Annotated in this window: 11 protein-coding genes and 1 tRNA gene; 4 read left to right on the top strand and 8 right to left on the bottom strand. The window is 51.4% G+C overall.

Annotated features, from left to right (window positions below):
* The first annotated feature begins 30 nt into the window (after positions 1-30).
* From AC8GDC_RS04005 to AC8GDC_RS03995, 3 genes are all read left to right on the top strand, one after another.
* Positions 31-1,509 carry a glycosyltransferase gene (locus AC8GDC_RS04005; protein ID WP_506557384.1) on the top strand — a complete coding sequence of 493 codons (1,479 nt, stop codon included), beginning with the start codon at positions 31-33 and terminating at the stop codon, positions 1,507-1,509.
* Between the two features lie 17 nt (positions 1,510-1,526).
* Positions 1,527-1,600: transfer RNA gene (locus AC8GDC_RS04000), tRNA-Ile, on the top strand.
* A 68-nt stretch (positions 1,601-1,668) separates the two neighbouring features.
* On the top strand, positions 1,669-2,496 hold the full coding sequence (locus tag AC8GDC_RS03995; RefSeq protein ID WP_506557383.1) for a UbiA family prenyltransferase: 828 nt from the start codon (positions 1,669-1,671) through the stop codon (positions 2,494-2,496).
* On the opposite strand, the gene AC8GDC_RS03990 is transcribed toward AC8GDC_RS03995, so the two are convergent.
* Positions 2,482-4,053, bottom strand: coding sequence for an amidohydrolase (locus AC8GDC_RS03990; protein ID WP_506557382.1), 1,572 nt, complete (start codon positions 4,051-4,053; stop codon positions 2,482-2,484). The genes AC8GDC_RS03995 and AC8GDC_RS03990 overlap by 15 nt on opposite strands.
* Complete coding sequence (locus tag AC8GDC_RS03985) at positions 4,050-4,655, bottom strand: thymidine kinase (protein WP_506557381.1); 606 nt, start codon at positions 4,653-4,655, stop codon at positions 4,050-4,052. The genes AC8GDC_RS03990 and AC8GDC_RS03985 overlap by 4 nt, the downstream gene beginning before the upstream one ends.
* 113 nt (positions 4,656-4,768) lie before the next feature.
* Between AC8GDC_RS03985 and AC8GDC_RS03980 the strand changes: the two genes are divergently transcribed.
* On the top strand, positions 4,769-5,296 hold the full coding sequence (locus tag AC8GDC_RS03980; RefSeq protein ID WP_506557380.1) for a DUF3145 family protein: 528 nt from the start codon (positions 4,769-4,771) through the stop codon (positions 5,294-5,296).
* Here the strand turns inward: AC8GDC_RS03980 and fabF are convergent.
* From fabF to aceE, 6 genes are read right to left on the bottom strand one after another with little or no spacing between them, the layout of a single operon-like run.
* On the bottom strand, positions 5,210-6,448 hold the full coding sequence (gene fabF, locus AC8GDC_RS03975) for a beta-ketoacyl-ACP synthase II (RefSeq protein ID WP_506557379.1): 1,239 nt from the start codon (positions 6,446-6,448) through the stop codon (positions 5,210-5,212). The genes AC8GDC_RS03980 and fabF overlap by 87 nt on opposite strands.
* 5 nt (positions 6,449-6,453) lie before the next feature.
* Positions 6,454-6,702, bottom strand: a complete 249-nt coding sequence (locus AC8GDC_RS03970; RefSeq protein ID WP_506557378.1) for an acyl carrier protein — start codon at positions 6,700-6,702, stop codon at positions 6,454-6,456.
* 44 nt (positions 6,703-6,746) lie between these two features.
* Positions 6,747-7,745, bottom strand: a complete 999-nt coding sequence (locus AC8GDC_RS03965; protein WP_506557377.1) for a beta-ketoacyl-ACP synthase III — start codon at positions 7,743-7,745, stop codon at positions 6,747-6,749.
* A gap of 10 nt (positions 7,746-7,755) precedes the next feature.
* The gene (locus tag AC8GDC_RS03960) at positions 7,756-8,673 is read right to left on the bottom strand and encodes an ACP S-malonyltransferase (RefSeq protein WP_506557376.1); all 918 of its coding nucleotides are present in this window, start codon (positions 8,671-8,673) and stop codon (positions 7,756-7,758) included.
* Positions 8,670-9,878 carry a PucR family transcriptional regulator gene (locus tag AC8GDC_RS03955; protein ID WP_506557375.1) on the bottom strand — a complete coding sequence of 403 codons (1,209 nt, stop codon included), beginning with the start codon at positions 9,876-9,878 and terminating at the stop codon, positions 8,670-8,672. The genes AC8GDC_RS03960 and AC8GDC_RS03955 overlap by 4 nt, the downstream gene beginning before the upstream one ends.
* Positions 9,841-12,567, bottom strand: a complete 2,727-nt coding sequence (gene aceE, locus AC8GDC_RS03950) for a pyruvate dehydrogenase (acetyl-transferring), homodimeric type (protein ID WP_506557374.1) — start codon at positions 12,565-12,567, stop codon at positions 9,841-9,843. Before aceE ends, AC8GDC_RS03955 begins: the two co-directional genes overlap by 38 nt.
* Positions 12,568-12,586 lie beyond the last annotated feature (19 nt).

The following is a 12,586-nucleotide window of genomic DNA, read 5'->3' as shown; positions in this document are numbered from 1 at the left end:
AACTTTCTACCTGCTTCGCAAGGCAAACAATTGACTGAGATTTTGAGTACTTCAACGCCACTTCGAGTGGTGATTGCTTGCGATACCTTTCCGCCGGACATTAATGGAGCCTCACGCTTCGCGGAACGGCTAGCTTCTGGGCTGGTCAGGGATGGCCACGAGGTGCACGTGATTGCCCCAGCCCACAACAAGACCTTTGGCTCTTTCACCGAGGTTCACGATGGAAGCTCGATGACTGTTCACCGCATCAAAAGTTACCGAGTGATTCAACACAAGACCCTTAGGTATGTCTGGCCCTTCACTTTAAAGAAAAAAGCTGACCGGCTACTTCGCGCCATCAAGCCTCAAGCTGTCCACATTAACTCCCACATGATTGTTGGAAGATTTGTGCTCAAATCAGCCCAGGAGCTTGGCATTCGCGTTATTGCCACCAACCACATCATGCCTGAGAACCTAATCAAGTATTCACTTGTGATTCCACGCTGGGCGGAGAAGTGGGTTATGGATCTGGCTTGGAAGGATGCTGGACGAGTCCTTAAAAAAGCAGACGTTGTCACAACCCCCACCAGACGCGCAGCGACTCTTTTGGAAGAAGCTTCAGGACTAACCGGTGTGCTGGCCATCTCCTGCGGAATTGAGGCATCCAAGTTTGCAAACCGTACGCCTACATCCAACAAGGAGCCAAGGATTCTGTTTTTAGGCAGACTGGACTATGAAAAGCACATCCATAACCTCCTAAAGGCAGTCGCCTTGCTGCCAAAGAGTCTGAATGCGAAAGTTGAGATCGTCGGCGACGGGGGTGAGCGCGAGTACCTCGAGAAGTTAGCTAAAGATCTTGCCATTGATCACAACGTTGAGTTCCGTGGCCACATCACAGACCAGGAACTGCCTCAGGCCTATGAGAGAGCAACATTGTTTGCGATGCCCTCTGTTGCCGAGCTTCAGTCCATCGCCACCATGGAAGCCATGGCCTCTGGGCGCCCGGTAGTGGCGGCTGACGCTATGGCGCTTCCTCATCTGGTGCACGATGGCGATAACGGCTACTTGTTCCCACCGGATGACGTTGCAGCATTTGCTGACCGGCTGCTGAAGGTTCTTACTGCCGGCCAAGAAGAGCTGGATCGTCTTTCAGAGAACTCACTTCACTTGATTCAGTCGCACGATATAGAAACCACCATCAAGATTTTTGAAGGTCTTTACCGCGGAGATGTTGCAGAACCTGAGGAGTCAGCTGACAACCTCGCTACCTACAGCCTTCCAATTGGACGGCTGAGCAAGCGTTTGAGTAGATCAATCATGCTCGCCCGAAAGCGTTCTGCTGAGCTTCGAGCCCGCGCCGAAGAAGCCGGTGCTGAGCTACGCGAAAGAGCCGGGGAAGCTCGTGAGGACGTCATCGAGAAATTCGAAGAAGTGCGAGACGATGTTGTGTTCGCAGCAAGACGAATAGAGATCCGGGTTCGAAAAAGCGTTAAGAAAGCCGCCGAGAGGCTCCGACGCGAGGAGCAGTAGGCTTGGAATTGGCCAGAGGGGAGTTAGCTCAGCTGGTTAGAGCAGCGGACTCATAATCCGTCGGTCACGGGTTCAAGTCCCGTACTCCCCACAAATGCCCCAAGAACCGGGAGACCAATTGGCAGAAAGACTTAGATCAAGTCTCGTATCGAGCTGCCATTGATTTCTAAACTCTTTGCTCGCGCGATAGGACTACTAAAGTCCACACACCCAATTCCATCATTTGCTGTCACCGGCTTTACTGTTTTGTTGGCTATTGGGTATGGCATGCCACTTGAGAAATTTGTTCTTGTTGGCTTAGGCATACTCTTTCAGCAGTTCTCTGTTGGTTTGTCCAATGACTGGCTTGATTATGAGCGAGACAAGACTGTTGGTCGAAACGACAAGCCAACCGTACGATTCGAAGTATCCGCCAAGCTGGTTCGAAATGCCTCTCTCGTGTCGGCGGTTATTGCTCTGGCTGTAGCAACAAGCCTTGGTTGGGAGGTTTTACTGACCATGGTTGCAATGCTGGTAGTTGGCTGGTCATACAATCTAGGGCTCAAGTCAAACGCCTTATCCGCGTTGCCATACGCGGTAGGTTTTGGGATAGTCCCAGTATTTGTGACTTTGTCGCTTTCGAACCCGCAGCTTCCGATGTGGTGGGTCATGCTTGCAGCGGGTTTGTTGGGCGTTGCTGCCCACTTTGCCAATGCCTTACCTGATCTAATGGATGACCGAGAAACCAGAGTGCGAGCCTTGCCGCATATGCTTGGCCAAAGAGTTTCTGCTCTAGCAATTTCGGGAGCTGCTGCTTTAGCATCGCTTCTGGTTGTGACCCAATCAACCAGTTTGAATCTGGTTGTTGCTTGGATGGGCTTTGGTTTGACTATGGGGCTGGTTATAACCGCTAGCGTCTTAGCACTTAGGCCTAAACCACCTAGAGTGATTTTTCATCTACTAATTGCAGCTGCGTTTGTAAACGTGGCTTTGCTAGTGCTTGGCTAGATCTTTACCAGCCTTGAAAGTGGCTAAGACTTTTATCTCTCGCAGTGCACTTGAGACAATCTCTAACGGGTTTTTGTCAAGGACTATAAAATCGCATGGCTGACCCACACTAAGTGGAACTGACTTGTTCCCAGTGATCTGATATGACACCGCTGAGCTGTAGCTGGCGAATGCTTCATCGGATGTAATGGCTTGCTCAATTGTCCATCCACCTTCGGGCTTAGCATCAGCAGTTTGCCTTGTGACAGCTGTGGCAATTCCCAGAATTGGATTTGAACTTGATACTGGCCAGTCAGAACCAAAAGCTATGGTGGCACCGCTATCGATTAGATCCCGCATCCGATACATCTGGTCGAGGCGTTCGATTCCAAGCCTTGGCACACAACTCATCAGCATTCCATCGGCCTGAGCCCAAAGCGGCTGCATGTTGGCAATCACATTGAGCCTTGCGAATCGAGCAATGTCGGAATCAGAGACCAGCTCAGCGTGGGCGATCACATTTGGTAGTTGTGCCATTCCGAGGCGCTCTTGCACAAACTCAATAGCATCTAGTGCTTGTCTAACCCCGGCATCTCCGATGGCATGAATGTGCAATTGAAAGCCAACTTTCGCAGCCTCTAGGCAGGCATCCTCGAGCTCGCTCTTGCTCCAAAGTGGTTCACCGTGATTGTGAACATCATCGAGGTAAGGCTCAAGCACTGACGCTGTTCCACTTCCAAATACTCCGTCGGCGAAGAACTTGCATGTTTTGGCGCTTAGCTGTGAGCTGCCAAGGGCAATAACTTTGTCGCGATCGGCTTTTGCAAACTCGAGTGACTTGACCCACTCGTGTGGCTCTATCTTGAAGGCCAAGTTGTAATCCAATTGCAGCGCGCCTGTGGAAATGGCAGCCAAATAGATTTCAGTCATGCCGGGTGTTATCCAAGCGTCCTGGGCCTCAACGATTCCCTGTTTGGCTAGAACTTGATCGGCCCAGGCCAATACCGTCACTTCTTGTTCGATTGTTCTTGCTGGTGCCTTATCCAGCACAAGCGCCATGGCTTGTGGCTCTCGGAGCACACCCGTTGGGACACCGTTTGCATCATCGTCGATTGATCCAGAAATTAGTTGAGGAAGTGGTGAGGGGATTAGACCAAGTGCTTTGCTATTTACCCAAATTGTGTGGTGATCGCTTGCATGGAGTACCACCGGAACATCCGATACAGCTTCATCAAGCCAAGTCGCTTGGAATATTCCACCCTCAACGATAGAGCGGTCGTAGGCTCCGCCTTCAATCCAGGTTTGTTCGGGATTGGCTTTGCGGTAGCTAGAAAGAATCGCTTGAATTTCAACTATAGAGGTAGCTTTTGAAACTACCGGACCTGAGGCCTCTCGTCCCGCAAACACCGGATGAGCGTGGCCGTCACGGAAGGCTGGAAACACAAAACCTGGGGCAAGCGCTATTTCTTGGTCAAATGAGCCAGGAGAGATGACGAAGCCATCTTCGGCAAATAGTTCATTATCAAAAGTCTTGGCGGCTGGGTTATAAAAGCTCGCACCGGTGAACTTGAGTTTCAAGCCTTCGACGCCGACTTTTCGCGGTAATAGCAAGAAGGGCAAAGCGATTCGTAGGTGACTTGATCGCCATCTATGGCTACCTGTGCGCCATCAAAGACAAATTCGTTGTTTACCTTTCGGCCGTTAAACATGGCCTTTTTGCCACAGCGACAAATGGTCTTTAGCTCTTCTAGGCTGTGAGCAATCTCCAGAAGGCGAAGTGAGCCAGGAAAACCATTAGTCAGAAAATCGGTTCGAATACCGAAGGCAAGAACTGGCACGTCATCCAGCACTGCAATTTCCAGTGCTTGATCAACTTGGTCCCGAGTTAGGAACTGGGCTTCATCTAGCAGAAGGCAAGCCACGCGCTTTCCAGTTGACTCGCGCTGCAAACTAGATCTTTTCTGAAACTCGGTACGCAGGTTTATCTCTGGCGTCACTAGGAAATCAACGTGGCGATCAACGCCGAGCCTCGACAAGATGGCGGTGTCGCCCTTGGTATCAACGGCGGGTTTGGCCAGTAGAACTGCTTGGCCGCGCTCTTCATAGTTGTGGGCGGCTTGAAGTAGGGCGGTAGATTTACCGCTGTTCATGGCTCCGTGACGGAAATATAGTTTGCTCATAGCCCCTATATGCTAGTTGGGTTTTTTGACATCGAGCCCCATCTGCTCTAGCCTTAGAGCACCACCAAATACAGGTCGTAGGGGAAGACGTACCTAGGTTTGGAGGTGATTGTATGTCTGAAGGCCTGGTGTTAATACACCGCGCGCCAAGTGCTTTGCTTACCCATGTCGAATGGACCATTTCGGGTATCACTGGCAACCCCACCAAAATCAGCTGGAGCAAAGAAGACTCTTCAGATTCTATTTTTCGCGGGTCGGTAGCCATTGACTGCAGCCTAAATGACTGTGCCACGCTGGCATCGGCATTTATGAATCTAAAACAGTTGAGCTTTGAAGTAATTCATCAATCAGCACTTTCTGGTGCCAGATGGTCCTTCACACCGAGTCTTGGAATGTTCCATTGCGCAACCGATGAAGCCGGAAATCTTGTTGTGGGTGAGAATCAGCTTCGAGCCTCTATTGAAAAAGCTGGCTCCAACATTCTTAAACTTCAGGCTGAGCTCAGAAGACTTTTGGGTCAGGGGTGGGACGACGAGCTAGAGCCTTACCGAGAACTAATTGGTGGATCGGAAAGCAACCACGGCGTTGTGTCCGCCGAAGCCGAACGAGTTAGTTATGGCCAGAATATTCGACCCCTCTAGTTTTCGAGGACTTGTGACAACATCCAGATCGATTGCTGGATCTGGGTTGTCCAGGTTGATAGTTGGGGGAGCAGTTCGCTCGTGAAGAGCAAGAACTGTAAAAATCGCCTCGATAGCTCCCGCGCCGCCGAGCAAATGGCCAGTTGAGCTCTTTGTAGCTGAGACAGCAATCTTGGGCAGGTGATCGCCAAAGACTCTCTTGAGCGCGTTGTATTCGGCGATATCGCCAACCGGGGTGCTGGTTGCGTGGGCGTTGATGTGTACAACATCGGAGATAGTCGATCCGCTTTGTTCTATTGCACCAATCATTGCTCTGGCTGCAGCGGATCCTTCAGGGTCTGGAGCTGTGATGTGATACGCGTCAGAAGTTACAGATGCGCCAACAACCTCGGCATAAATCTTGGCTCCTCGAGCTAATGCGTGCTCTTCGCTTTCGAGAACTAGTGCGCCACCGCCTTCGCCCATGACAAATCCGTCACGATCTATGTCGTAAGGTCTTGATGCCTTTTCTGGTGCGTCATTGCGCTTGGAAAGAGCCTGCATCGCAGCAAAGGCAGCAATCGGCAGTGGGTGAATAGCAGCTTCTGACCCACCGGCCACAACTACGTCAACTTCACCATTTCGGATGCGATTAAATGCATTGGCGATGGCTTCAGTTCCCGAAGCACATGCCGACACCGCTGTTCGAACTCCGGCACGGGCTGAAATGTCCATACCGATGGCTGCAGCTGGACCGTTGGGCATCAGCATAGGGACGGTCATCGGTAGCACTCGTCTTGGGCCGCGCTCTTTCAAAGTGTCATAGGCATCCAAAAGCGTCCAAACCCCACCGATGCCGGTTGCGTAATCTACGGCTAGTCGCTCCGGGTTTACTTCAGGAGATCCGGCATCAGCCCATGCTTCGCGCGCGGCTATAAGAGCAAACTGGCTGGAAGGATCTAGACGCTTGGCTTCCTGGAGAGTTAGAACCTCAGTGGCAGGGGTTTTGGCCTGGCCGGCGAAGGTCACTGGTAGCTCGTGTTTAGCAACCCATTCTTGGGTCAGTGTTGAAATACCCGATTTGCCGGCTAAAAGGTTTTGCCAAGTTGCTTTGCTGTCGCCACCCAGTGGCGTGGTTGCGCCAATTCCGGTGACAACAACTTTTTTGAACAAGGTTTTTAGCCTTGGGCCTTAGTGATGTAGTTCACGGCGTCTCCAACAGTAAGAAGGTTCTTCACTTCTTCGTCTGGAATCTTCACATTGAATTTGTCTTCGGCGTTTACCACAATGGTCATCATCGAAATTGAGTCAATGTCTAGGTCGTCGGTGAAGGACTTATCTAGTGCAATGACGTCGGTTGCGATGCCGGTCTCGTCGGTTACGATCTCCGCTAGTCCTGCAAGTACTTCTGCTGCTGATAGTGCCATTCTGATTTCTCCTTATGAACTCTTTATTTGAACCAGCCCCAAGTTTAGGGCACAACCACTACCTGGGCACCGAAGGCCAAACCAGCCCCGAAGCCTATCTGTAGAGCCAAATCGCCCGACTTTATTTGCCCTTGCTCCAAAAGGGCGTGCATAGCTAATGGGATGCTAGCTGCCGACGTGTTGCCGGTTGTCTTGATGTCCTTGGCCACCACCACGTGCTCCGGAAGCGCTAGTTGTTTCGCCATTTCGTCGATGATTCTCTCGTTAGCTTGATGCATAACAATTGCGTTTAGATCTTCGGCTTTCACTCCTGCTACCTCGAGAGCTTCTTTGGCAACTTTCACCATCTCCCAAACTGCCCAGCGGAAAACTGTTTGACCTTCTTGAACCAGTGTTGGCCACGCACCGGTGCCATCGCGGAAATCAAGCAGCGAACCAGTCATTCCAACTGCTTCCCACTTACTTCCATCGCTTCCCCAAACGCTCTTTGATATTCCAGGAGTGTCGGATGGTCCAACAATCGCAGCTCCTGCACCATCGCCCAACAAAAATGAAATTGAACGATCAGTTGGGTCAATAAAGTCGGTTAGCTTTTCTCCTCCAACAACCAAAACATACTTTGCTGTTCCGGATCGAACCAACGAATCTGCCTGGGCTATGCCGTAGCAGTAGCCGGCGCAGGCAGCAGAAATATCAAAAGCCGGGGCTGGATTAGCACCAACCAGTTCGGCAAGCAGAGCTGCTGCAGATGGCGTCTGGTAGGGGTGGGTGATGGTGGAGAAAATTACTGCTTCAATCTCAGAAGGATTAATGCCGGCTTTATTGATGGCTTCGTTGCTGGCCTCAACGGCCATGTCCATCAGCGATCGGTCTTTACTGGCTCGCTTGCGGGTGATGATGCCTGTTCGCTGGGTAATCCACTCGTCAGAGGAATTAATAGGACCTGCAATGTCGTCATTGGTGACGGTTATGTCGCCGCGCGCTGCGCCAATGGAGTAAATCTTTGAAAACGCAACCGCAGTTGATTGATTCAGCTTTGCCATGGGGTGGGCTCTACTTTCCTATCGCTTCGGCAACTTTATCCAAGTCAGCAGGAGTTTTTAGTGCGATAGCCACAGTGTTTGGCATCGCTCTTTTGGCGATTCCCGACAGTGCCCCTGCAGGAAGTAGCTCAACCATCACTGAAATATTTGCGCCCTCCATTGATTCCATGGTCTTATCCCAACGAACCGGATTTGAAACCTGGTTCACCATCAAATCTAAGTACTTTTGGCCTGACTGAACTAGCGAGCCATCGTTGTTGGTCCAGAGAGAGATTTGAGGGTCCTGGACGCTAAATTCTTTGGCGAATGTTGCCAGCGGCAATCTAGCTGGTTCCATGTACGACGTGTGGAATGCTCCAGCAACCTGCAGAGCAATAACTCGACTTCCAACTGGGGGAGAAGCTACCAGAGCGTCAATAAGGTCCTTTGATCCAGCTGCAACAACTTGGCCAGCTCCGTTGTAGTTTGCTGCAAACAGTCCAACTGATTCCAAGTGCGCAAGTACTGCATCAATTTCGCCTCCAACAACTGCCGCCATCGAGCTTTGCTCGAGCGCTGCTGCATCCGCCATTTCGTTTCCACGCCGCTGAACAAACCTCAGAGCGTTTTCTGCATCAAAGATCCCCGACACGTATGCCGCAGTGATCTCCCCAACTGAGTGTCCGGCGGTAGCGGAAACAACCAACCTCTGACCGAGTGAATCTTTGAGTGTTAGGTAGCTTGCGATTCCTGCCGCAACAATTAGAGGTTGCGCGATTTTGGTATCCCTGATTGCATCGGCGTCAGCAACTGTGCCGTAGTGGACAAGATCGATTCCAAGCACAGCCGACGCTTTTTCAATTTGCTCTTTGAATACTGGAATCTCAAGCCAGGGATTTAGAAATCCCGGTGCTTGCGAGCCTTGGCCAGGGCACGCGATGCAGATCATTTCCACCTCTTACTTGTGCCTTGTTCATGTTCTGTCATAGCTCCTAGAACTGTTGCTACTTGAAGCACGAACGACTCTCTAGAGCCGGTGGCATCCCAGCCAATAAGTTCTGCAATTCTCTTTAGGCGATACCTAACGGTGTTGCTGTGTACGAATAGCTCCCTGGCCGTGACCTCAAGTGAGCGACCTGATTCAAGGTACGAAACCAGCGTCTCCAAAAGATCAGGCGAGTTTTTTGCAAGCGGACGGTAGATCTTGTTAAGCAGAGTGTTCTTTGCGAGCATGTCTCCGGCAAGGGCTCGCTCTGCAAGTAAATCATCAGCAGAAATCGGTCTTGGCGCCTTCGCCCATGCGCCAACTACTGCGATACCAGCAAGAGCTGATTTGGCAGAGCGGTTTGCTTCGCTGATAGATGGCACTTCCGTCCCCACCACAATTGGACCTGGACCAAAACTGTCGAGGAACACTGAACAAAGCTCAAACAGTGAAGCAGCTGCAGGGGCGGTTTCATTCTCGTTTGGAATAGTTCCAACCACCACGATTAGTCGATCACCGTGAATTCCAACTAGAACATCCGCAGAGTGTCTGCGGGCATTGCGCCTGAGACCATCAATGTCTGTTGCATCATCGAAGCCACCGATCATTACTGTTACCGCTCCGCGAGCTTTCCAGCCGAGGGCTGAAATGCGAGAAGATAACTCTTCTTCGCTTTCCCCACTCAAGATGGTGTCAACTACCAGAGCTTCTAGTCGGGCGTCCCAGAGTCCGCGTGCCTCGGCAGCCTTTGCATAAACATCAGCTGCACTAAAGGCAATTTCACGTGAGTACAAAAGCACGGCTTCACGCAATTCGCTGTGCTCTTCAATGACGCGGTCTTCAACTACCTGCACTACAACACGAATAAGCTGCAGAGTTTCTTGCAGAGAAATCGAGCGAAGCAGTTCACGGGGAGCGGTTGAGAACACATCGGCAGCCACCCAGGGTTGTGATTTGGGGTTTTCGTACCAGGACAAAAACGAGGTAATACCGGCTTGAGCAACCAGTCCAACCGCTGATCGCCTGGAAGCGGGCATTTGCCGATACCAGGGCAGAGTTTGGTCAAGGCGAGCCAGCGTGGTGGTTGCTAGTTCTCCGGCGATGGAGTGCAACCACTCGAGAGTTTCATCCTTAGGCTTCGCCACCAGCAGTTCCGCTTGTTCCGGCACGAACGTCGTGCAACTGATAACGATCAATTGCCATCTGAAGTACTGAGTGATCTAGTTCGCCTCGTTCAACCAACTGCTGCAGTGCGCGAACTGCGATTGACGGTCCGTCAATCTTGAACTCGCGGCGTGCGGCAGGCCTGGTGTCTGAGAATCCAAAGCCATCGGCACCCAAAGTCGCGTAGTCGCCTGGAACCCAAGCCCTGATCTGGTCAGGAACAGCGTGCATGTAGTCGCTGACGCCAAGGAATGGTCCTGACAATCCGGAGAGCTTCTTGGTTAGGTAGCTAGCCTCAACGGGTGAGTTAGGGTTCAGGAACTTCTCGCGGTCTTTAGCTAATCCGTCGCGGCGAAGCTCGGTCCAGCTAGTGACTGACCAAATGTCAGCTGAAACACCCCAGTCATTTTGCAAAAGTCCCTGAGCTTCAAATGCCCAAGGCAGAGCAACACCTGATGCAAGAAGCTGCACTTTTCGTCCGCCTGAGAAGTTTTCACTGACTCGGTGAATACCTTTGAGCAAACCTTCGACGTCAACGTTCTCAGGTTCGGCCGGCTGAATGTAAGGCTCGTTGTAAACAGTGATGTAGTAAATCACGTTTGGATCTTTGTGATTACCGCCATACATTCTTTCGAGTCCGGCGCGCATGATGTGACCTATTTCGTAGCCGTATGCCGGGTCGTAGCTGATTACTCCAGTGTTGGTGGATGCAAGTAGTGGGGAGTGGCCATCGGCGTGCTGCAGTCCTTCGCCAGTTAGGGTAGTGCGACCAGCGGTTGCTCCAATCATGAACCCACGAGTCATCTGGTCGGTTGCGGCCCAAATTGCATCGGCAGTTCTCTGGAATCCAAACATGGAGTAGAAAACGTAGATTGGGATAAGCGGCTGACCTTGAGTCGAGTAGCTAGTTCCAACTGCTGTAAACGCAGCTAGAGATCCGGCTTCGTTGATTCCGGTGTGTAGAATCTGACCGGTCTCTGACTCTTTGTAGTTCAGAAGTAGGTCTCGATCTACCGAAAGGTAGTGCTGACCGTTCGGGTTGTAGATCTTTGCGGTTGGGAAAAAAGCGTCCATACCGAACGTTCTTGCCTCGTCAGGAATGATTGGAACCAGTCTTGGTCCAAGTTCACTTGAGCGAAGTAAGTCCTTCAAGAGGCGAACAAAAGCCATAGTGGTGGCTACTTCTTGATTTCCTGATCCGCCTTTGGAAATGTCGTAGGTGGAAGTTTCTGGAAGGTTGAAGTTCACGTACTTGCTTCGACGCTCTGGCAGGTATCCGCCAAGTTCTTTTCTTCGAGCGTGCATGTACTGAATCTCCGGAGCTGATTCTCCAGGGTGGTAGTAAGGAGGCTGGTACGGATCGCGCTCTAGCTCGGCATCGCTAATCGGCACCCGCATTTCATCGCGGAACTGCTTTAGATCAGCGAGGGTCAGCTTTTTCATCTGGTGAGTTGCGTTTCGACCTTCGAAAGTCTTGCCTAGGTTGTAGCCCTTGATGGTCTTGGCGATGATGACCGTTGGCTTACCTTTTTGCTCGGTAGCGGCCTTGTAGGCGGCGTACACCTTCTTATAGTCATGTCCACCACGTCTTAGACCCCAAATCTGCTCGTCGGTCATTCCCGACACAAGCTCAAGGGTTCTTGGATCGCGACCGAAGAAGTTCTCGCGCACGAATGCACCGGACTCGGTTTTGTAGGTTTGGTAGTCACCATCGGGGGTTCTGTTCATCAAATCTACAAGTGCACCATCGTGATCCTTGGAAAGAAGCTGATCCCACTCACGTCCCCAGATAACTTTGATGACGTTCCAACCGGCTCCTCTAAAGAAGGACTCAAGTTCCTGGATGATCTTGCCGTTACCTCTTACTGGGCCATCAAGGCGCTGCAGGTTGGCGTTCACAACAAAGGTCAAATTATCTAGGCCATCATTGGCAGCCAGCTGGAGTGCTCCACGGCTTTCGACTTCGTCTAGCTCACCATCACCCAAAAATGCCCAAACGTGCTGTTCTGAAGTGTCGCGGAAGCCGCGGTTGTGAACATAACGGTTTAGCTGTGCTTGGTAAATGGCGTTGATTGGACCAAGACCCATGGAAACAGTAGGGAACTGCCAAAACTCTGGCATCAATCTTGGGTGTGGGTAAGAAGATAGTCCGCCACCAGCGTGAGATTTTTCTTGACGGAATCCGTTTAGCTGATCTTCGGTCAGACGTCCTTCCAGGAATGCTCGAGCGTAAGGACCGGGGGAGGCGTGACCCTGAATGAAAATCTGGTCACCACCGGAAGGGTGGTCTTGACCCTTGAAGAAGTGATTGAAGCCAACTTCATACAAAGACGCCGATGAGGCAAAAGTTGAGATGTGTCCACCGACGGCAATTCCAGGACGCTGTGCTCGGTGAACCAGCATTGCTGCGTTCCAACGCATCCACGCGCGATAGGTGCGCTCGATTTGCTCGTTACCTGGGAAAGTTGGTTCGTCTTCAGGAGAAATTGTGTTTATGTAGTCGGTTGTCGGAACAAGAGGAACGTTTAGCTGAAGCTCGTGAGATCTTCTTAGAAGATTGAGCATGATTTCGCGTGCCCGACCGCGGCCATGAGTTTTAGCAGCTTGGTCTAGCGACTCCATCCACTCGGAAGTTTCCTGTGGGTCGATATCTGGGTTTGAGACTGCGTAGGCGTCATTGTTGTTAATGGACAACGCGGGTCCTCTCTTCTAA

It is taken from the genome of Rhodoluna miladensis (SeqCode) (assembly GCF_965234705.1).
In the GTDB taxonomy this organism is placed as follows: Bacteria; Actinomycetota; Actinomycetes; order Actinomycetales; family Microbacteriaceae; genus Rhodoluna; species Rhodoluna miladensis.
This window is presented reverse-complemented; position numbering and strand designations above follow the sequence as displayed.

Bases quoted from the DNA above. Each gene is read 5' to 3' on its own strand.
- AC8GDC_RS03965 (WP_506557377.1), bottom strand. From the start codon at position 7,745: ATGGCAAAGCTGAATCAATCAACTGCGGTTGCGTTTTCAAAGATTTAC.
- AC8GDC_RS03980 (WP_506557380.1), top strand. From the start codon at position 4,769: ATGTCTGAAGGCCTGGTGTTAATACACCGCGCGCCAAGTGCTTTGCTT.
- AC8GDC_RS03960 (WP_506557376.1), bottom strand. From the start codon at position 8,673: ATGATCTGCATCGCGTGCCCTGGCCAAGGCTCGCAAGCACCGGGATTT.
- AC8GDC_RS03970 (WP_506557378.1), bottom strand. From the start codon at position 6,702: ATGGCACTATCAGCAGCAGAAGTACTTGCAGGACTAGCGGAGATCGTA.
- AC8GDC_RS03985 (WP_506557381.1), bottom strand. From the start codon at position 4,655: ATGAGCAAACTATATTTCCGTCACGGAGCCATGAACAGCGGTAAATCT.